General features: G+C 34.7%; 21 protein-coding genes. 13 read left to right on the forward strand and 8 right to left on the reverse strand.

Going from position 1 to position 20,470, the window contains the following annotated elements; genetic code table 11:
• The first annotated feature begins 6 nt into the window (after positions 1-6).
• The 10 genes from Q0845_RS25985 to Q0845_RS26030 all read left to right on the forward strand — a co-directional run bounded on the left by Q0845_RS25985 (position 7) and on the right by Q0845_RS26030 (position 11,771).
• Positions 7-1,440, forward strand: a complete 1,434-nt coding sequence (locus tag Q0845_RS25985; RefSeq protein ID WP_298520419.1) for an MFS transporter — start codon at positions 7-9, stop codon at positions 1,438-1,440.
• A 27-nt stretch (positions 1,441-1,467) separates the two neighbouring features.
• Complete coding sequence (locus Q0845_RS25990) at positions 1,468-2,376, forward strand: glycosyl hydrolase family 17 protein (RefSeq protein ID WP_298520423.1); 909 nt, start codon at positions 1,468-1,470, stop codon at positions 2,374-2,376.
• Between the two features lie 13 nt (positions 2,377-2,389).
• Complete coding sequence (locus tag Q0845_RS25995) at positions 2,390-3,274, forward strand: glycosyl hydrolase family 17 protein (protein ID WP_298520481.1); 885 nt, start codon at positions 2,390-2,392, stop codon at positions 3,272-3,274.
• A 10-nt stretch (positions 3,275-3,284) separates the two neighbouring features.
• Positions 3,285-4,889: a T9SS type A sorting domain-containing protein gene (locus Q0845_RS26000; RefSeq protein WP_298520426.1), complete on the forward strand. Its 1,605-nt coding sequence runs from the start codon at positions 3,285-3,287 to the stop codon at positions 4,887-4,889.
• A 109-nt stretch (positions 4,890-4,998) separates the two neighbouring features.
• On the forward strand, positions 4,999-5,997 hold the full coding sequence (locus Q0845_RS26005) for a LacI family DNA-binding transcriptional regulator (protein WP_298520429.1): 999 nt from the start codon (positions 4,999-5,001) through the stop codon (positions 5,995-5,997).
• A 103-nt stretch (positions 5,998-6,100) separates the two neighbouring features.
• On the forward strand, positions 6,101-8,056 hold the full coding sequence (locus tag Q0845_RS26010) for an endonuclease (RefSeq protein ID WP_298520432.1): 1,956 nt from the start codon (positions 6,101-6,103) through the stop codon (positions 8,054-8,056).
• 20 nt (positions 8,057-8,076) lie between these two features.
• On the forward strand, positions 8,077-9,180 hold the full coding sequence (locus Q0845_RS26015) for a helix-turn-helix transcriptional regulator (RefSeq protein ID WP_298520435.1): 1,104 nt from the start codon (positions 8,077-8,079) through the stop codon (positions 9,178-9,180).
• Positions 9,181-9,331: 151 nt separating this feature from the next.
• Positions 9,332-9,811: a hypothetical protein gene (locus tag Q0845_RS26020; RefSeq protein ID WP_298520438.1), complete on the forward strand. Its 480-nt coding sequence runs from the start codon at positions 9,332-9,334 to the stop codon at positions 9,809-9,811.
• Between the two features lie 257 nt (positions 9,812-10,068).
• A complete protein-coding gene (locus Q0845_RS26025; protein WP_298520441.1) occupies positions 10,069-11,136 on the forward strand; it encodes a hypothetical protein in 1,068 nt (355 codons plus the stop codon).
• 11 nt (positions 11,137-11,147) lie between these two features.
• Positions 11,148-11,771, forward strand: a complete 624-nt coding sequence (locus tag Q0845_RS26030; RefSeq protein WP_298520443.1) for a hypothetical protein — start codon at positions 11,148-11,150, stop codon at positions 11,769-11,771.
• Between the two features lie 87 nt (positions 11,772-11,858).
• Here the strand turns inward: Q0845_RS26030 and upp are convergent, their stop codons facing one another.
• Positions 11,859-12,515, reverse strand: a complete 657-nt coding sequence (gene upp / locus Q0845_RS26035) for a uracil phosphoribosyltransferase (protein WP_298520446.1) — start codon at positions 12,513-12,515, stop codon at positions 11,859-11,861.
• Positions 12,516-12,654: 139 nt separating this feature from the next.
• Between upp and Q0845_RS26040 the strand changes: the two genes are divergently transcribed.
• On the forward strand, positions 12,655-13,323 hold the full coding sequence (locus Q0845_RS26040) for an HAD family phosphatase (protein WP_298520449.1): 669 nt from the start codon (positions 12,655-12,657) through the stop codon (positions 13,321-13,323).
• 324 nt (positions 13,324-13,647) lie between these two features.
• Here Q0845_RS26040 and Q0845_RS26045 read toward each other — a convergent pair whose 3' ends face one another.
• The 7 genes from Q0845_RS26045 to Q0845_RS26075 all read right to left on the reverse strand — a co-directional run bounded on the left by Q0845_RS26045 (position 13,648) and on the right by Q0845_RS26075 (position 16,949).
• Positions 13,648-13,866 carry a hypothetical protein gene (locus Q0845_RS26045; protein WP_298520452.1) on the reverse strand — a complete coding sequence of 73 codons (219 nt, stop codon included), beginning with the start codon at positions 13,864-13,866 and terminating at the stop codon, positions 13,648-13,650.
• 19 nt (positions 13,867-13,885) lie between these two features.
• Positions 13,886-14,287: a hypothetical protein gene (locus Q0845_RS26050; RefSeq protein ID WP_298520454.1), complete on the reverse strand. Its 402-nt coding sequence runs from the start codon at positions 14,285-14,287 to the stop codon at positions 13,886-13,888.
• A 5-nt stretch (positions 14,288-14,292) separates the two neighbouring features.
• Positions 14,293-14,817, reverse strand: coding sequence for an RNA polymerase sigma factor (locus Q0845_RS26055; protein WP_298520457.1), 525 nt, complete (start codon positions 14,815-14,817; stop codon positions 14,293-14,295).
• Positions 14,818-14,943: 126 nt separating this feature from the next.
• Complete coding sequence (locus Q0845_RS26060) at positions 14,944-15,519, reverse strand: pyridoxal 5'-phosphate synthase (protein ID WP_298520460.1); 576 nt, start codon at positions 15,517-15,519, stop codon at positions 14,944-14,946.
• A 41-nt stretch (positions 15,520-15,560) separates the two neighbouring features.
• The gene (locus Q0845_RS26065; RefSeq protein WP_298520463.1) at positions 15,561-15,923 is read right to left on the reverse strand and encodes a hypothetical protein; all 363 of its coding nucleotides are present in this window, start codon (positions 15,921-15,923) and stop codon (positions 15,561-15,563) included.
• Between the two features lie 64 nt (positions 15,924-15,987).
• Positions 15,988-16,464, reverse strand: a complete 477-nt coding sequence (locus Q0845_RS26070) for a hypothetical protein (RefSeq protein WP_298520466.1) — start codon at positions 16,462-16,464, stop codon at positions 15,988-15,990.
• A 47-nt stretch (positions 16,465-16,511) separates the two neighbouring features.
• Entirely contained in the window at positions 16,512-16,949 is a 438-nt protein-coding gene (locus Q0845_RS26075) for a DUF1801 domain-containing protein (RefSeq protein ID WP_298520469.1), read from the reverse strand.
• Between the two features lie 183 nt (positions 16,950-17,132).
• Between Q0845_RS26075 and Q0845_RS26080 the strand changes: the two genes are divergently transcribed.
• A complete protein-coding gene (locus Q0845_RS26080; RefSeq protein WP_298520473.1) occupies positions 17,133-17,579 on the forward strand; it encodes a small multi-drug export protein in 447 nt (148 codons plus the stop codon).
• 406 nt (positions 17,580-17,985) lie between these two features.
• Positions 17,986-20,058, forward strand: coding sequence for an elongation factor G (fusA, locus tag Q0845_RS26085; RefSeq protein WP_298520478.1), 2,073 nt, complete (start codon positions 17,986-17,988; stop codon positions 20,056-20,058).
• The last annotated feature ends 412 nt before the right edge of the window (positions 20,059-20,470 follow it).

The following is a 20,470-nucleotide window of genomic DNA, read 5'->3' on the forward strand; positions in this document are numbered from 1 at the left end:
ATTATTATGGCAAAAGTAGAAAACGCATCTAGAAATAGAGTTCCAATTGGTCAAAAAGCAGCCTTTGGAGCTGGTCACTTAGTCAACAATTTAATACCAGGTCTTTTAGGAGTATTTGTTTTTATTCTTAAAACAAAAGCTTTCGGAATGGACCCTTTCTTAGCAGGACTAATTGTTGGAATTCCAAGGATTTTTGATGCTATTACAGATCCTTTAATGGGATACATATCTGATAATACAAGCTCTAAATATGGAAGAAGAAGACCTTATATTTTCATAGGAGCAATTTTCACAGGAATCATATTTGCAATACTTTGGCAAGTAGATGAAAGTAATTCCGAAATGTTTAATTTTTGGTATTTACTGATATTCTCCATCTTATTAATATTTGGAAATACAATCTTTTCTACGCCTTTAATTGCTTTAGGATATGAAATGACATCCGATTATAAAGAGCGTACAAGATTGATGGGATTTGCGAATACCATTGGTCAAATAGCTTGGATGCTTGTTCCTTTCTTATATCTGCTTTTACCAAACGAAGAACTCTTTACCGATACACCAGCAGCGGTTCGAACCATAGCGCTAATATCTGGAGTAATCATTATTCTATTGGGAATATTACCTGCGTTCTTCTGTAGAGGAATTGACTCTAGTAAGATGGAAGGAAGAGAAGAAATTACACCAAAAGCATTATGGAATAGCATGGGGAAAATTTTCAACGGAATTAAACTTGTCCTAAAAAATAAACCATTCGTAAAACTCTGTGTAGCTACTTTTCTTGTATTCAACGGATATCAAATTGTAGCAGAATTTGGATTATTTATCATCGCTTTTCACATGTTTGGAGGTGACTTTGGTCAAGCAGGACTGTGGATGACATTATTTCCAGCGGTAACTGCTGCATTTACGGCATTTATTGCCATTCCAATAATCAATGTAATGGCGAGTAAGTATGGAAAACAAAAAGCTTTTATATACGCAACAGGTATATCTATCATAGGATACATATTAAAATGGTGGGGATTTGACCCTGATAATGTGTACATGATCTTCCTTCCAATTCCTTTAATGGCATTTGGTATGGGATGTTTATTTACACTAATGATGTCTATGACAGCAGATGTCTGCGATTTAGATGAACTTGAAAATGGAATGCCACGTAAAGAAGGAACTTTTGGAGCAATCTATTGGTGGATGATTAAAGTTGGACAAGGTATAGCATTAGTTACTTCTGGACTTATTTTAAAATTATTAGGATATGTTTCTGGAGCAGACACTCAAACACAAGATGCCATACTAGGTATGAGAATTACTGATATTGCTTTACCAGTTATAACAGCTGCTTTAGCTATGTGGGTTATGTGGAAATATAGCTTAAATGAAAAAAGAGCTTTAGAAATCAAAGCCAAATTAGTAGAACGAAGAGGAGAATTATAAATCAAACAATCAGAATAAAACTAAGAAATGTCATATAGAGACGAAGATTATCACTTATACGGAGGAATCAATTTCACCGAACACTCAGGAATAGACTTTGACAAATATTCTCCTGAAGAGTTACAAAAACTTTGGAGAGCTACGCTCAGAAAAGGAATGCACGGTATCTGTTTTAGTATGTATGAAGATGGGCAAGAGCCTGGCGATATCATCAGTGAAGAACAAGTAGAAAGAAGAATCAAAATATTAAAATCATACTCAAAATGGGTGCGTTCTTTCTCTTGTATCGAAGGAAATGAACACATTCCGCGATATGCTAAGAAGCACGGTATGAAAACAATGGTTGGTGCTTGGCTAGGAGATGACAAAGATGACAATGAAAAAGAAATTGCAGCTTTAATCGAATTGGCAAAAGAAGGTGTTGTAGATATTGCTGCCGTTGGAAATGAAGTGTTGTACAGAAACGATCTAACATTAGAAGAACTATTAGATTATATCAAAAGAGTAAAAGACGCGGTGCCAGATGTTCAAGTCGGATATGTAGATGCTTATTACGAATTCTCTGTGCATCCAGAATTGGTAGAAATCAGTGATGTCATTCTAAGCAACTGTTATCCATATTGGGAAGGTTGCCATATTGATGGTTCGTTAGCACATATGCAGCAAATGTTTGGACAAGCATCGGATGCTGCCAAAGGTAAAAAAGTAATCATAACAGAAACTGGATGGCCAAGTCAAGGAGGAAGTTTGCGTGGAGCAGAATCTTCGGAGATCAATGCCATGAAATATTTTATTAACACGCAGGTTTGGGCCGAAAAAGACAATATAGAAACCTTCTATTTCTCATCATTTGATGAATCTTGGAAAACAGGTGATGAGGGAGATGTTGGAGCATATTGGGGACTTTGGGACAAACATGAACAACTCAAATTTTAATACACAACAAACAATGTCTTTACGTAAAGAAAAATTTTTTTCACTAGCAGCTGTAGAGTTCGAGGGATATTCTCTCAAGGACTTAAAACAATTGTGGCGAAAAACCCTCAAAACAGGAATGCACGGTATGTGCTTTAGTCCTTATGCTGAAGGGCAAGAGCCAGGTGATACACTTTCTGAAGTACAAGTAAGACGCCGTTTAGAAATTATTAAACCCTACACAAACTGGGTACGATCGTTTTCATGTACTGAAGGAAATGAATTGATTCCTAAAATCGCCAAAGAAATGGGTATGAAAACCTTAGTGGGCGCATGGTTAGGAGACAATCCAGAAACGAACGAAGCAGAAATTGAAGGACTCGTCAAACTCGCAGAGAATGACTATGTTGATATTGCTGCCGTCGGAAATGAAGTCATGTATCGAGGTGATTTAGAAGAAGATGAACTGCTAAAATTTATCTACGATACTAAAAAAGAATTGAATGGAATTCCTGTAGGCTATGTAGATGCTTACTACGAATTCGTTGAACGTCCAGAAATTACAGAAGCCTGCGATGTAATCTTAGCCAATTGCTATCCTTTTTGGGAAGGCTGTGACCAAGATTACTCACTATTGTACATGAAAGATATGTACAACAGAGCATTACGTGCAGGAGATGGCAAAAAAGTCATCATTACTGAAACTGGATGGCCAAACAATGGAACAAGCTTAGAAGGTGCGTATCCATCTGATATGAATGCCATTAAATTTTTTATTAACACCCAAAAATGGGCTCAAGAAGAAGGCATCGAAATCTTTTATTTCTCATCTTTCGACGAATCGTGGAAAATAGGTGACGAAGGAGACGTTGGTGCGTATTGGGGACTTTGGGACAAACACGAACAATTCAAATTTTAAATATACTATTATGAAGAAAATTACGTTCTTTTGCATGCTATTGATTTCGGCAATAGCTTTTGCACAACCAACAACAAATCCGGCAGCGCCTACAAATGATGCTGTAGATGTAATTTCTGTATACGGTGATACCTATACAAATATTGCAACAAACTATGACCCTAACTGGGGACAATCTGGTCATACGATGGTAAATCCTAGCTACGATCCAGGAACAGGACAATTATTATTAGCATACCCTAATTTTAACTATCAAGGTACTGAGGTTACAACAACCGATGCTTCTCAAATGGAATTTTTGCATATTGATATCTGGACATCTGCAAGCCCAGGATCAACGGACATTCAGGTGAGTCCAATTAACAACGGATCAGGATCAGGAGAAACTTTAGTTTCTATTGCTTACACATCTGGGACTTGGACAAGTGTCGATATTCCAAAATCAGCCTTTACTGGAATGACATGGGATAGTGTTTTTCAAATGAAATTTGCAGCAAACGGAGCAGGAAGTACAGTGCCTGTAGATATTTATCTTGACAATGTATATTTCTGGAAAAATCCAACTGCAGCAGGTTCAGACGCTACTTTAAGTGCTTTAGAAATTGATTCAGCTCCTTTAACAGGATTTGGTTCAGGAGTATTTGATTACACAGTAGATTTAGCACCTGGAACAACCGTAGTTCCACAAATTACAACAGCAACACCAACAGATCCAGGAGCAATGGTAAGTATCAACCAAGCTCCAGCAGTTCCAGGTGATGCAACTGTTATGGTGACTTCTCAAAATGGTACGGTAATGCAAACGTATACAGTATCATTTGTGATCAGCGGACCAGCAACAGGAGCTCCTCAACCACCAAACAGACCGGCTGCAGATGTAGTTTCTATCTATAGTGATGCATATCCAAATATTGCAGTAGGTACATACGATGCAGGTTGGTGTGGTGTAGCAATCACAGAAGTACAAGTTGACGGTAACAATACATTTAAAAAGAATACTGGAATTCCATGTCAAGGAATAGACTTTTCTACAAACAGACAAAATTTAACAGACTTTACACACATACATTTCGATTTCTACACAGATGATGTTGATTTAGTAGGAGACGTTTTCAATGTAAAATTAGTTGATTTTGCTGGTGGAGGCGGAGAAGCTTCTGCATTAGAAGTAAACATCAATACAGGAACAACGCCTGCAATTGTAGCTAATACTTGGGTTTCTGTTGATATCGATATTACAGCTCTTGGTGGAGTGGTAGCAGGAAACCTTACAAGAAGTGATGTTGCTCAAATTGGTATTACAACAGCTAACTTGACAAATGTTTGGTACGACAATATTTATTTACACAAAAACACAGTATTAAGTGTAGATGAATTCAATACTTCATCGTTCAGAACATATCCAAATCCAACAAACGATTCTTGGAATATTGTAACAGAAGATACTGTAATCAATACAATTCAAGTATTTGATATTGCTGGAAGACAAGTAATGGCAATTGATCCAAAAGCTACTTCTGCAACTATTGATGCTACGTCATTGCAAGGAGGAATTTACTTTGCTAAAATTAGTACTGACAAAGGTGCTAGTAGTGTGAAATTAGTGAAAAACTAAGTGTAAGTACACAAATAGAAAAGTGTGTCTATGAAAATAGGCACACTTTTTATACTTTGAAATGTTAAATTATTACTTTTACGGAGTCATATCACATAAAATACCATAAATGAAAAACGTAGTTTCTTTAAAATCGCTTGCAAAAGAATTGAATATATCTGTTTCAACAGTATCAAAATCATTGAACGATAGTGAAGAAATAAGTGAACAGACCAAAGAACGCGTAAAAAACTTAGCCAAACTCAGAGGCTATTCTCCTAATCCTATTGCTGTACGCTTGCAAAAGCAAGAAACAATGCAAATAGGTGTTATTTTACCAAATATTGAAAATCCTTTTTTTGCTTCTGTCCTAAAAGGAATTGACGAATTGGTAAGCTCTTCAAAATACAATATCATCACGTTTTTAAGCAATGAAAGTTTAGAACGAGAAAAAGAATGCTTAGACTATTTTTCACGCGGAAATGTAGATGGAATTTTAATTTGTATTGCGGAAGAAACCAACAAAAAGAAAACATTTGATCATATCATTAACATCAAGCAAAAAGGAATTCCTTTAGTATTATTTGATCGTATTCCTATGCAACCACTCGGATTTGATGTGGTACAAGTAAATGATTATGACAGCATTATAAGTGCATATCAATATCTTGAAAATCAGGATTGTAAAAACATTGCCTTTGTATCTTCAATTCCAACACTTATTGTTGGCAGATCGCGTGAAGAAGGATATTTATCGCAAACCAACAATCCTACGGTAATTGCCTTTGAAGATTTAAAAGAATTGCAACGAACACTCGAAAATACCCTTAAAGAAGGTAAAATAGACGGTTTTATTGCCGCTGATATTGATGCTTCTCTATTGTGTAATAGTGTCATACAAAAACACGGTTTAGCACCAGGAAAAGAAGTTTCTTTAATTGGATATGTAAATACCGCGCAAAATGATTTATGCTATCCTAAAATATCATATATCGATCAACATCCACAGGAAATTGGCAAACAAACCGCCAAAATCTTATTACTTCGTTTAGAATCAAAATTAGAAGATGTTCCTGCAAGCGATATTGTATTGAATACTACCATTACCATTGGAGATACAAGTCGTTAATCTTCATAGTATCAGAATATTATTTTTTAACAGGTTTTAGTGAATTCTATCTATAATCAAAGGTTTATACGAGTATTATTGTACTTTTGTGAAAAGTAGAATAATGAAAAAACTATATCCCTTATATATATTGCTATTGATAACTCAAATAGCATTCAGTCAAGCAGTGGTTATTAATGAAATTGATTGTGATACACCAGGCACGGATACTGGCGAATTTATTGAATTGAAATCTGCAACGCCAAACTTTCCGCTTGATGGATATGTTGTCGTCTTATTTAACGGCTCTACTTCAGGGAATGATAGTAGTTATTTTGCTTTAGATTTAGATGGACAAGTCACTGATGTCAACGGTTTATTACTCATTGGAAGCAGTACAGTTTCACCTGTACCACAACTTTTAATTGGTTCTAATGTCATTCAAAATGGAGCAGATGCAGTTGCCATCTATCAAGCAAATAGTTTCGATTTTCCACAAGGAACACAAGCTACGACGACAGATTTAGTTGATGCAATTGTATATGATACGGGAGAAGCAGATGATACAGGATTACTTGGTTTATTAGGCTTAACCACACAAATTAGCGAAGGCGGAAACAACAACACAAATTCCATTCAGCGAAACGAAACTGATGGATCATATTTTACAGGAACACCAACACCAAGACAATTAAATGATGGAAGTGGCGTGGTTTTAAACGGAATCGGAATCAATGTTGCCAATGATCAATATAACGAAGGAGATACGTTTACAATTGAATTTACGACTGAATTTGCTGTAATGTCAGATTTAGACATCACTTTTACACTTGACAATGGAACTTTTGATGCTGCTGACTTTACAGGATCAACTACTGTAACAATTCCAACAGGGCAAACTATGGCGACAACCATGATTACACTGGTTGATGATACTTTGGATGAAGGTGATGAAGAACTTATAATTGATTTGGTAGAAAACTTTTCAGTAGAATATATCATATTAAATGACCAAGTTTTAATTCGTGCGGTAGACGATGATTTTACAATGGCACCTTTTGGAACACCACTAAATCCTACGTTCGGAGTTGTAGCAAGTACTGCGCCTAATGGATATTATGATACCATGGATGGTTTGGCAGATGACAATTTAAAAGATGCTATGCAAGCAATTATAGCCGATCCAATGACCGTACGAGCGCATACGTATGCAGATGTATATGAAATTTTAAGAGAAGCAGATCAAAATCCAGCAAATAGCAATCAAGTTTGGTTGGTATATACAGAACAAGGAAGAGCAAAACTAGATGTACAAACTGGTTCAAACAATACCGGAACTTGGAATAGAGAACATACGTTTCCAAGATCATTAGCAGGATACAATAGTATTGAAGCAGATGATGTAGCGGATGGAAGAGCTGTATTTTGGGAAACCAAACCAGATTCATTACGACATGGGAATTCTGATGGACATGCACTAAGAGCCAGCGACGGACCGGAAAACAGTTCAAGAGGAAATCAGCATTACGGACAATACACTGGACCAACTGGAACCGCAGGAAGTTTTCGTGGCGATGTCGCTCGAAGTATTTTCTTCTTAGCAGTGCGTTACAACGGATTATCTGTAGAAAACGGTTTTCCTTCTGTGGAAGGACAAATAGGTGATTTAGCCACACTTTTAGATTGGCATAGAAACGATCCGCCAGATGATTTTGAAATGAATAGAAACAATGTCGTATATACTTGGCAAGTCAATAGAAATCCGTTCATAGATCATCCTGAACTCGCCGAACATCTTTGGGGAAATCAAACAGGAGTTGTCTGGATGCAACCATTATCCAATGAAGAGTTTAGCACAGAAACGATCAAACTCTATCCAAATCCAACAAAAAATAATATTACAATTGCGGGGATACAAGAAGAAGCTTCTATTGAAATCTACGCACTTGACGGACGAAAATTACATGCACAAAATTTTTCTGGAATCACAAAAATTAATCTAAATTTGACCACAGGTGTATACCTTTCTAAGATTATATCGAACGGTAAAACCATCACCAAAAAAATCATTATTCAATAAGATTTAGTCGTACTTAAAATTTGGACAATATTAATTATACCATTACGAGTCTTGTAGATATTCTTGGTTTAGTTCAAGGATTGTTTTTGGGTGTCTATTTAATGATTGAAAACAAAAAGAACAGACCTACGTTACTGTTAGGAGCCTTTTTGATTGCTTTTAGCTTTGAGCTGCTTGATACAATTATTGACGATACAAACCTCATAGAACACTATCCTTCCTTATTATTTTTACCTGTAAATTTTCATTACTTAACCATGCCGTTGTTTTACTTATATGTAAAGCACATTACAGACATAAAACTCTCAAATCGGCATATTTTAACGGTTCTTCTTCCTGGAATTATTGAATTTGTGATGATTTCGATCATTTTCTTATTGCCTACAGCCACAAAAATTGAATTACACGAAAATGAATTTTTCATCATTCCGTTTATCATACTAATAATCTTATCATTTCCATATTCTGTATTCTACGTAATAAAGACAATAAAACACATTCATAAGCATAACAAAAAAGTAAATGCATTGTATTCTAATACTGCAGGAAAACGCCTAATTTGGGCACGAAGAGTCGCTTATTTCATGCTAGTTTTTAGCTTTTTATGGATTATAGAAGTTTTTCAAGAAGAAAATTTCTTTGAAGATTATACCTATCCAATACTATCAGCCATCAATGTATTATTTATTTTTTGGATTGGAATTTCTGGTTTGAAACAATCAAAAATCGCCATGCAAACCAATGAAATGAACGTGCCTGTAGCAGAAAAAAATGGTTTAGAAGCATTATCTACAGCAGAAAGTCAGCAAATCATTGCACTTATGGAAACTGATAAACTGTACAAAGAATCTGATTTATCATTAGCTGATTTTGCCAAAGCCATCGGAATTCCGCAACGAAATCTTTCACAACTCATAAAACAACATACCAACAAAAACTTCAATCAGTTTGTAAATTACTATCGCGTAGAAGAGGCAAAACGACTTTTAAAAGATCCTGAATATGACAATTTGAACATGTTAGGAATTGCGTTTGAGTCAGGATTTAGTTCCAAAGCTACTTTTTACGCAGTTTTCAAACAATTTGTCGGAAAAACTCCAAACGCTTATAAACAAGCAGTTTAACTTATTTTTGTACAGTCCAGAATTATGTAAAAGAGTCTAAAATCACGATTTCAGACTTCCATTTCGCTTTCCAAGACTCTTTTCAGAGTACTATATTTCATCTTTGTATCAACAAAATCACAAAATCAAATATCAATTAAAAAAAACAATTATGAAAAAAGTATTTCTCATGGGACTTTTAGTCCTTGGTTCAGTATTCAGCGTAAACGCACAACAAAAATATGAATACAAAGTCATTACAAGTGTAGAGTCAATTGTATCTAGCGGATTGGGAAGATCTCGTTTAATATCGGCTTCAGAAAATAGAGATTACAAACAATTCACTTCCAATCGTACGGAAGAAAATGACAAGCGAAACAAATCGAAAAGAAAAGACATTCGTGTCAAGAATTTTGAAGAAACCAAACTCTTAAACTTCTATAATATTGGAGGAATTCGTTTTCAAAACATTGCTGCAAATGACGCAGTTGTCAGTTCAAAAATCAACGGAATGGTTGAAGAAGGTTGGGACTTAGCTTTTGTAGTAAGTGGTGTAGAAAGTGATGGAGGCGATGAAGATAGACAAGGAATTTATATTACCAGATACATCTTTAAGCGTGTAAAAGAACAAACACAAAAAACGAAAGAATAATTTTCAATCTTCCCAGCTAACCAACTGCCAAAAAAGTGAAGATGAATTTCAAAAACTACAAAAAAGAAAATCTAGGCTTTCTGCTCATTATTTGGACAATTTTCCTGATATGGGAATTACAAGTCATCAAATGGACAGAAGCGTTTGAAAATGTACTTATACGAGTTGACTTAGTCATTATTTTACCAGGAATAATCTTGCTCAGTTATTACTTATTAAGGGATTTAAAGAAACAATAATCTAAAAAAATAATACGTATGAAAAATATACTATGGAGTTTGCCTGTGCTATTTCTTTGTGTGATAACTTCTTGTAACGGACAAAAAGTGGTCAGTGCAACTACACAACAAACTTGCGAAGCGAAAGATGGCTATTGGTACAACAATAAATGTTGGGAAGGATTTAAAGATGAAGGAATCTCCAAAAAAGATATAGACAGTGTTGTTATTGCACAAATGAAATTGCTGAAAGATGCTACCATTACGATCAATGATAAAAAACATGCTATTGATTTCTTTTTTCCAGAACAAGAAGATGAAAATGTGTTGTTAGTAACATCTTTTAAAGATATGAAAGAGACAATTTTAGTCATTGCTTCACAAGAAGATATCATGGGAGAGAAAAAAGGAAGCTTTGAGGCACAAGGAATTTACATGAAAGGAGACATTATGAACAGTGATATAGAGCCAGAAATGGTTGCACAAGGAATTGTCGTAGGAACTATTGATGAGGATTTTAATGTAGAAATTGATGGAGAATTGCAAGGTGTCAATGGGCAATACGCAATCACGATCAAAGGAAATGAAGCGGTTATGGGAGCTGGAAACAGTAAAATAGAAGTGAAAGGCAACGAAGCGTATCTCTCGGGTACTTTAGGAACGATCACGTATCATCAAATAAAAAATATCATAGAGAATCATAAAAATGTACAAACAATTGTGTTAACGCAAGTAGACGGATCTATCAATGATGCCGTGAATATGCATACAGGTAGAATTCTAAGAGAAGCTGGTTTAAATACAAAAGTGCTTTCGGACAGTGATATTGCTTCTGGTGGCGTAGATTTATTCTGTGCAGGAAACAAAAGAATCATCGAAAAAGGAGCAAAGTTAGGCGTACATTCTTGGGCAGGAGAAGATATCAAAGCAGACGAATTGCCGAAAGATCATCCAGCACATCAGTACCAAATCGCTTATTTTACCCAAATGCTAGGAGCAAAGAACGGACCAGAATTTTATTTCTATACACTTTCCGCTGCACCGCCAGAGAACATTCATTATATGTCTGAAAAAGAAATCAAAGACTGGAAATTACAGAATAACTAAAAAGAATGGCTATGAAAACACAAACTATAAAACACTACACTTTGTTTGCATGCTTACTACTGTTATTGGTATCATGCAAGAATGATGATACTACTACAACAGATTTTTCTCAAACAACAGTATTCGACATATTTACAGTACAATCAGACGGTGAAACAGTGGTGATGAACGGAGAAATTAAAAGTAGAACGTTGGACGATTTCAATAATATGATAGCGGGACATCCAAATATAAAACGCATCAATATGGCAGAAGTTCCAGGTTCTAGTGATGATGAAATAAATTTACAAGTAGGAGCAAGGGTTCACCAATTACAGATCAATACACATATACTTGATAATGGATTGATTGCTTCTGGAGGTGTTGACTTTTTCTTAGCGGGCATACAAAGAACGAGCGGAAACAATACGCAAATTGGTGTGCATTCTTGGGCAGATGGTAGCGGAAATGAAGCTACTGATTATCCGAATGACAGTACTGAACATTTACGATATATTCAATATTATGAAAATGTAGGTTATTCGAATCAGTGGTCAACAGATTTTTATTTTTTCACAATCAATGCAGCTTCCGCGGATAATATTCATTGGATGACTGAAGCAGAAATAGAACAATATCAAATACTTGCACAGTAATTTTTTTTAATTGTTTTGACAGAAACTCTAGCGAAATTGGCTAGGGTTTTTGTGTTTCTTTTGAAATTACCTTAATAAATCTCACTTTTACGAACGCTTCGTTCCATACGCCAAATCGCCAGCATCGCCCAATCCTGGAACAATATATCCGCGAGAATTCAACGTATCATCCACAGCAGCAATCCATAAGTGTGTTTCTTCTGGAAAATGTGTTTCTACATACGAAACGCCTTCCGTAGAACCCAATACAGAAATGATATGAATGTTTTTTGGCGTTCCTTGTTGTAACAATACTTCATAGACATTTTTCATGGTACGACCTGTAGCCAACATCGGATCCACCAATAACAATGTTTTTCCTTCCAAAGACGGAGCTGCCATATAATTCACCACAATTTCAAATTCATCTCCATCGTCAATATGATCGCGATAGGCTGAAACAAAAGCATTTTCTGCCTGATCAAAATAATTCAAAATTCCTTGATGCAATGGCAAACCAGCACGTAAAATAGAACAGATTACCACATCTTTTGCAGGAAGACTCATTTCTTTGGTTCCTAAAGGAGTGGTCACACTTTCCGAAGTATTTTCAAGAACTTTGCTACATTCATAACTCAAAATTTCACCAACACGTTCAATATTTCTGCGAAAGCGCATAGAATCTTTTTGAATAGAAACATCGCGTAGTTCTGAAATAAATTGATTTAATAATGAAGATTGTGTCGTAAAATCGTGAATGGTCATAAAATATTATTTTGAGAGTACAATAGTACTAAATTTTCAAAAAATAAAACCTACGATAAAGCGCAAATGGTAACTTTTCGATAATCTTTTGCATACAAATAATCATTGCACTTTTAGTATATTCGCCAAAAATAGAAGCATGTTACAAGGAGTTTTATTTGATATGGATGGTGTTATTGTAGATACAGAACCTTTACATCATAAAGCGTATTATCAAATGTTTGATCAAGTAGGAATCGAGGTTTCTCCAGCGCTATATCAATCATTTACAGGACAATCAACCATTAATATCTGCAAACGTTTGGTAGATCATTTTAAACTGACAAAGACTCCAGAGAGTTTAATGTATGCAAAGCGTGATAATTTTAAATACTTGTTTGCCAACGATTCCAGTTTGCAACTCATTGACGGCGTATTGGATATTATAAAAGAATATTACGAGAACGACTTAAAGTTGGTATTAGCTTCTTCGGCTTCTATGATGACGATTGACAATGTTTTTGATCGTTTTGATTTGAATCAATACTTCATTGCAAAATTTAGTGGAGCAGATTTAAAACAATCCAAACCGCATCCGGAAATCTTTGAAAAAGCGGCGCATGCTACTGGATATCAACGTTCCAATTGTATGGTGATTGAAGATTCTACCAACGGAATTAAAGCTGCCAATGCTGCAGGAATCTTTTGTGTGGGTTATGACAGTCAGCATTCCAAAAACCAAGATTATAGCATTGCCAACATGGTGATTTCAGATTTTAATGAAATTCAGCATGATACAATTCAGGAAGTTTTTAAAGGAAGAAGTTAATTATTTACTTTGAGTAATTCTAAAATTCAAACGGTACTATCTGAATTATGGTATTCCCGTAAGTAGTTTCTATTTGATTTATCTATATTTCGTGATAATCAAATATTTATATTATGAAAAAAAGAAGTCTTACATCGTTAAAATTGAAAAAAACAGTAGTTTCAAATTTTAAAAAGCACGAAGTAAAAGGAGGATTAAACATCAGTGTAATTGTTGTCTCCTTTTGTTGTACAATTGATAAACATTAAGAATTTAAGAGAAGCGGGTTTTTTACCCGCTTTTTCTTTTTTGATGGTGAGAAACGCTTTTTTGAATGCTTACGAATCAATCTGCCAATACCTCAATCGTACAATCATGCGCTTTTCCTAGCTCAATAACGGCTGTTTCAGTCAAGCAGGCATTGGCTTCAATTCGTAACACCTTATCAATATCTTCAAGATCAACAGACCAACTTAAAATATCGGCATGATTATTAAAAACAGGTTCTAGCATCGCTACTTTTTCTACTGATTTTATATCTGTTTGAAAGATTAAAATTTCCATACTAACAACGTTTATTTCCTTATTCAGATTCTTCATCTACAGGTTCTATTTTATTTTCCTTACGCTTTACATATTCCATATATAGTTCATCACCTTCTTCCTCCCAAAACTTATCATAGTGTTCCCATTTCGAAAAATCGCTTTTCGATTTCTTATGACTTTTAGAATCACATTTTTTAGAAGAACTGCTGCTGCTACAACCACCAAGCAATATTTTGAATAATATAAACAGACCAACTGCTTGCCAATAACTAACTTCCGGGAGACCAAAAATTTCTGGCATCAACCAATTCCACAACCACATAATTACATAGCCAAACAAAATGGCCAATCCGGTAATGGCGATAATCCCAAAAATGATCATCGCAACAATTTCTATAGGAGATTTTGTTCTAAATTTATGTGCAAAATAATTTTTCATATTCGTTATTTTTTAAGTTCTAATTCAATTTTTTTATACAATATTCCAATGGCTCTATGTCTTCGTGACATTAATGTTCCTTCTGGAATTCCAGTTTCGTTTGAAATTTCTTTATACGTATATCCTTCAATATCAACCGCAATAATGATATCTCTATACGGAGGTTTTAATTGTTTGATACATCTTTTTAGAATGGAAATCTTTTCTTCAGTAATAGGATTGTCTGTAGATTGATGCAGCATCAAGGCAATCTCAGAAAACTCACTATCGACTTCTACGGCATCTACTTTTTTGGGTTTTCGCATGATATCAATAATTCTATTTCGGATAGATTTGTATACAAAACCTGCCACATTATTAATAGGAGCATATCGATCTGCTCCAGAAAATAGTTTTAAAGCAACATCCTGTATAATATCTTCTGCATTGCGATTTACAGAATCACTGATTTTAGTGTTCACAAAAAACTTAAGAGAATTATATTCTCTCCCAAAAAAATCTTGTAGCTTTTTACTGTTTTCTGATTCCAAACTCTTCTAACCTTTTGTAATGGTCTTTCGATTTAAAAGACGTGACTTTTTAAATCTATTGCATTTTTTTATGTTTTTATTTTAAAAATGTCATAAATGAGTTGATTTACAGTTATGTAAGTATAATTATGGCTGAATGCAATACGATGTCCAATTGTCTATTTCACCTTCAAAAACAGTGCGTTCATGCAATCGGCTCGTTTTAAAATCCATAAACTCTATTCGTTTTGGACGAATACAAATTCCACTCCAATCATCAGGAAGTTCGATTGTTTCCGTAGTTAAAGCTTCTTTTTTCTGTTGAAAAATCTCGTTTAAAATTTCAAAGCTTTCAATCTTCTTTCCCTGATCGAAAACAGTAGAAACTAACTGTGAATCCCGATTTCGTTCTTTAAAATATTGAATAGCTTGCGATTTAGATATTTCAAAAACATCACCTTGTATACGTACTTGTCGCTCGGTAGCTGTCCACCAAAAAGTAAGTGCAGCAGTTGGATTCTGTTTCAATTCACGTCCTTTTTGAGACGAAAGTGTTCCTGTAATAATAAAACCTTCTGGAGTAACTTCTTTCAGTGAAACAAAACGAGCATTTGGATATCCGTCCACTCCGATGGTAGACAAGCAGCACGCCATTGGAAATCGTAACTCTTGTTGCTGGCGTTCTTCTTCAAGCCATGTAATAAATAAATTCAGAGGATTCATAGTGCTTTGTAGTAGTAATTGTGTGTATACAAAGCTACGAATTAATAATAACGAGGTTGATGTTTTTTAGCATGCATATCATCGTCTGTATACGGAATACCATCTTTGCCTACAGAAAATAAAATATAATCTTTTCCGTCATCAATACATTCGTATTTAAAAACATTTCCCCAGCCGTCTTTAATTCTAAAGCCTTTATCTACATAACATCTCAAACTATACGGATATTCATCAACGCTGGTTTTTTCAGATGCTAAAAACTCAGCACATCTATACAATCGCCATTTCGTTCGGCGTTCTTTTTTTAAAGTTGTATATGAAGTAAAAAATAAAAAAGTCACCAAAAAAAACACAACAATGCTGATATAAGAAACTATTTTTTGAAAGGATACAATGCTTTTCATATAAACATAAATATATACAATTTTGTGGGAAAAATTGACTAAAAAAACAATATCTAAACTGGAATTAATCTACTGGACTCATCGTGATATCATCTGCGGTATTCAAAATACCATCTTTTCCTATTGAAACTAAGGTATACGATGTACCGTTTTCAGTTTTTTGATACATGATTCCTTGTTGCCAACTATCAATTGTCATATCGCCGTAAATTGGATTTTTACGAGAGAGTTCGCTAATATTTTCAGGATATACACCATTATGTTCTTTATCTTGATGGAGTAAATACGAAAGCGAGCGTAAGGTATCTTTTGTATCTCGCTCTTGCTGTACTGGTTTTACAAACGAATAAAATAGAAACGAAGTTGCAAAAACAATAATCGGTACAATTACAAATGCTTGTGTAAGTGGAGAAAACATCCGCTTTTTGGGAAGCTTATTCGCTTTCTCATACGCACGTTGTTCTTTTTTCTTTTTATAAAACTTTAGTTCTTCTGAAATGATAAAAATTTCTCCAAGAAATGCTGCTATCCATGAAATCATAAGTATGTTGCTTTTAATACTCTATAAGTATAAATATAAGCAAAAAGTTACTTTTTTATCTTAGAAATTGTGTTGCTACTAACTTTTGAAGGCTTTTTCATATCTGAGATGGCAAGTTCAATGGCATTGTTCAGAAGTTCTTTTACCGCATCATTTCTATAATCAACCGTAGTTGCGATAGGAATATGTCGAATCAATTTTCCTGTGCCTTGTAATAAGTTCGTTTTATCAGCCAACAAGGTTCCTTTGTTAAAACCTAAGTTTAAATGCTTGCTGTAGATTGGAATCATACAAAAGGCATCCGAAAGCTTTTCAGAAATAGAAAATACAGCAGTAAGCGCATGTGTATGGTATAAAATCTCATTGGCATCTGGATACAATTCCAACACAAGATTTCTTAGATCAACAAATAATTCAATACATTCAGTTGGTTTTAAATGTAAATATTCTTCAAAGTCAGGATGAATTGTTCGTATTGGAGTCATATTTTTTTATTGAAGCGAATTCTAAAGATACAAAAAGTGAACTATAGTGGGGATTTTCTCATAAATCTAAAAAGATTGAATAACGATAATAATATAAAATAAATTTTACCAAAACTTTACATCAGTAAAATTTGTTCACAGTACAAATTGACGTAATTTTGCAGTCCTTTTTAAAATAAAATTGTGATTGAAGATATTCTTATAACCATGCTGTGGAGCATTTCGCCACTAGGAGAAGCCAAAGTTGGAATTCCTATTGGATTGCAATCTGACGTAAATCCGTATATAATTTTTATAGCGGCATTTGTTGCAAATGTGTTAGTGTTTCCGGTCATGATATTTTTCCTAAATCACGTAAATAGATACTTTTTACGCTTCCGATCTTACAAAAAAGCAGCGTTATGGGTAGCGAGAAGAGCAAAAAAAGGCGCCAAAGACAAAATTCAAAAATACGGCTTTTGGGGATTGATGCTTTTCGTAATGATTCCTGTACCAGGAACTGGAGTATACGCAGGAACGATTGCAACCTATTTGTTCAATATTGAACGAAAACAAGCATTTGCAGCCAATACCATTGGAATATTTTTATCCTCTGTCATTGTTTGGGTTACCTTTATGTTCTTCAAGTAAAAAAACACTCAAATTTTTTTATTCGCGATAAAAATATATATTTGCGATAGAATTTTACAAAAATGAAAACAACAAACGTTAACATCATTGCATTAAACGGCGCTATCAGAACTGTGTTTTTTGGTAGGGCAACACTGGTATTCTAAAAAGATAAATCTTCATATATTTCATAGGGCTTTCTTTTTAGGAAGCCTTTTTTGTTCTACCGAATTTCAATCGACTATTTACAATAGCTTTTTAAATTTAACAAAAAGAACAATCCTAAAGATCATGTTTACATTAAAAATCATAGTAACTAAAATCATTCTACAAACGTAGGAGAGGATTGCTATTGTACAAACTTAGCGGAAAGCCTCTCGATATCGAGAGGCTTTCTTTTTTACAAAAAATATTAAATTAGAACAAAATGAAACGATTAAAAGACATACGAAACATAGGAATCATAGCGCACGTTGATGCTGGGAAAACAACCACAACCGAACGCATCCTTTATTACACAGGAAACATTCATAAACCCGGAAATATTGATGATGGAAATACCGTAACCGATAGCGATGTACAAGAAGCTTCTCGCGGAATTACCATTTCATCTTCAGCAATTTCAGCCGATTGGGAATACAATGAAGAAATGTATCAAATCAATATTATTGATACGCCTGGACATATTGATTTTGCCATTGAAGTAGAACGTTCTTTACGAATATTGGATGGCGCAGTTGCTTTATTCTGTGCAGCTTCTGGAGTAGAATCACAATCAGAAACAGTTTGGAGTCAATCCGAACGTTATGGAATTCCAAAAATTGGATTCATCAATAAAATGGACAGAATTGGAGCCGATTATTTCAAAGTGTTATCACAAATAGAAGAGGAATTTGGAGCGACAACCTTACCAATTCAAATTCCAATAGGAGATGCAGACGATTTTGAAGGTGTGATCGATTTATTGCAAATGAAAGCTATGTATTGGAATGCGGACGATTATGGAAAATCGAGTATTGTAACAGATATTCCTGAACAACTCGTTGCATTGGCAGAAAAATGGCGCACTATTTTACTAGAACGCATTGCGAATTTTGAGGATGTTATTATGGAACAATATCTTGAAGAAACCGCGATTTCTGTAGCCTATTTACAACGAGCCATAAGAAGAATTACGTTGGAACGAAAAGCCGTTCCAATGTTATGTGGTTCTGCGTATAAATATATTGGCGTACAACCTTTATTGGATGCTGTTGCGAATTATTTACCAAAACCTCAGGATATTGAAACGGTTGAAGGTGTTGATTTAACAACTGATGAGACTGCAACGTTACATTGCACGGTTGAGGAACAATTATCAGCTTTTGTATTTAAGGTAATTGTCGATAAATATGTTGGGAAACTGGCCATGGTACGCTTGTATTCGGGAAGTATTGAGGTAGGAGCACAGGTTTTAAACTCTAGAACGAATGCCAAAAATAGAGTGAGTCGAATTTTAAGCATTCAAGCAGATAAGTTCACAGAATTAACCAGCGCAACTGCTGGAGATATTGTGGCAGTTATTGGATTAAAAGATGTGAAAACAGGCGATACTTTATGTGAATTAGGGAAGCCATTTGCTTTAGAATCGATAGAAGTTTCGGAAGCTGTAATTAGTTTGGCTATTGAACCTGTTTCTAAAAATGATGAAAAGAATTTTGGAGACGCATTGGCGAAATTACTTGATGAAGATCCTTCGTTAAGTGCTTCATACGATAACCAAACCGGACAAACCTTATTACATGGAATGGGAGAGTTGCATTTGGAAGTTCGTATCGAAAAGCTAAAAACGGATTACGGAGTAGCGATTAACAAAGGAAATCCAAAAGTTTCCTATCGTGAGTTGCTGACAAGTAGCGTGAAACATACCGAATTGTTGAAAAAACAAACCGGAGGAAGTGGAAGCTTTGCAGAAATTACCTTTACTATGGAACCAAGAACAGATGCAGAAAAAGGACTGTTATTTGTAAACGAAACCAAAGGTGGCGTAATTTCTAAAGATTGTATCAATGCTGCAGAAAAAGGATTCCGAGAAGCTATGCAATCGGGTGTTTTATTGGACTATCCATTAGAAGCGATGAAAATTACTTTGTTGGATGGAAAAATGCATGAAAAAGATTCCAGCAGTGCGGATTTTGAAACTGTAGCGCGTCAAGCATTTAGAGCTGCAGCTACACAGGCAAATCCTGTATTGTTAGAACCTATCATGGATGCAGAAATCAATTGTCCTGAAGATTATCTAGGAAATGTGACTTCTGACATTAATAAACGTCGTGGAATGATAGTTTCGATCAAAGAAAATGGAAACCGAAGAAAAGTAAATGCAGAAATACCATTATTACAAACCTTCGGATACATTTCATCACTGAGAACTTTAACTAGTGGAAAAGGTTCAGTTACGTTAAAATTGAAAGATTACAAACAAGTACCTGAACACATTCTAAAAGAACTAGTTTGTTAAATATGATTAGCGCGAGTTTACTTCGAGAAACTCGCGCTAACTTTTTTATACGTCCTTGCGAGGAAGCATGACGCTGGAATCTGTTTCTTCCAACAACAGCAACGTTGTACTATAAACAAATTACTTCACTATCGTTCGTAATGACGAATCTTAGGTTATTTGATTATAAAAAACGTCATATTGAGTGATTTTTCGCAGTAAAACGAAGAAAAATTGTATCGAGATATACTAGAAAACACTATTTTTTTAATACGTCTTTGCGAGGAAGCATGATGCAGCAATCTGTTTCTTCCAACAACAGTAACATCACACTATAAACAGATTACTTCACTATCGTTCGTAATGACGAATCTTAGGTTATTTGATTATAAAAAACGTCATATCGAGTGGTTTTTCGCAGTAAAACGAAGAA

This window comes from uncultured Kordia sp., assembly GCF_947489565.1.
Classification (GTDB): domain Bacteria; phylum Bacteroidota; class Bacteroidia; order Flavobacteriales; family Flavobacteriaceae; genus Kordia.

Bases quoted from the DNA above. Each gene is read 5' to 3' on its own strand.
- Q0845_RS25985 (WP_298520419.1), top strand. From the start codon at position 7: ATGGCAAAAGTAGAAAACGCATCTAGAAATAGAGTTCCAATTGGTCAA.
- Q0845_RS25990 (WP_298520423.1), top strand. From the start codon at position 1,468: ATGTCATATAGAGACGAAGATTATCACTTATACGGAGGAATCAATTTC.
- Q0845_RS25995 (WP_298520481.1), top strand. From the start codon at position 2,390: ATGTCTTTACGTAAAGAAAAATTTTTTTCACTAGCAGCTGTAGAGTTC.
- Q0845_RS26000 (WP_298520426.1), top strand. From the start codon at position 3,285: ATGAAGAAAATTACGTTCTTTTGCATGCTATTGATTTCGGCAATAGCT.
- Q0845_RS26005 (WP_298520429.1), top strand. From the start codon at position 4,999: ATGAAAAACGTAGTTTCTTTAAAATCGCTTGCAAAAGAATTGAATATA.
- Q0845_RS26010 (WP_298520432.1), top strand. From the start codon at position 6,101: ATGAAAAAACTATATCCCTTATATATATTGCTATTGATAACTCAAATA.
- Q0845_RS26020 (WP_298520438.1), top strand. From the start codon at position 9,332: ATGAAAAAAGTATTTCTCATGGGACTTTTAGTCCTTGGTTCAGTATTC.
- Q0845_RS26025 (WP_298520441.1), top strand. From the start codon at position 10,069: ATGAAAAATATACTATGGAGTTTGCCTGTGCTATTTCTTTGTGTGATA.
- Q0845_RS26030 (WP_298520443.1), top strand. From the start codon at position 11,148: ATGAAAACACAAACTATAAAACACTACACTTTGTTTGCATGCTTACTA.
- upp (WP_298520446.1), bottom strand. From the start codon at position 12,515: ATGACCATTCACGATTTTACGACACAATCTTCATTATTAAATCAATTT.
- Q0845_RS26040 (WP_298520449.1), top strand. From the start codon at position 12,655: ATGTTACAAGGAGTTTTATTTGATATGGATGGTGTTATTGTAGATACA.
- Q0845_RS26045 (WP_298520452.1), bottom strand. From the start codon at position 13,866: ATGGAAATTTTAATCTTTCAAACAGATATAAAATCAGTAGAAAAAGTA.
- Q0845_RS26050 (WP_298520454.1), bottom strand. From the start codon at position 14,287: ATGAAAAATTATTTTGCACATAAATTTAGAACAAAATCTCCTATAGAA.
- Q0845_RS26060 (WP_298520460.1), bottom strand. From the start codon at position 15,519: ATGAATCCTCTGAATTTATTTATTACATGGCTTGAAGAAGAACGCCAG.
- Q0845_RS26065 (WP_298520463.1), bottom strand. From the start codon at position 15,923: ATGAAAAGCATTGTATCCTTTCAAAAAATAGTTTCTTATATCAGCATT.
- Q0845_RS26070 (WP_298520466.1), bottom strand. From the start codon at position 16,464: ATGATTTCATGGATAGCAGCATTTCTTGGAGAAATTTTTATCATTTCA.
- Q0845_RS26075 (WP_298520469.1), bottom strand. From the start codon at position 16,949: ATGACTCCAATACGAACAATTCATCCTGACTTTGAAGAATATTTACAT.
- fusA (WP_298520478.1), top strand. From the start codon at position 17,986: ATGAAACGATTAAAAGACATACGAAACATAGGAATCATAGCGCACGTT.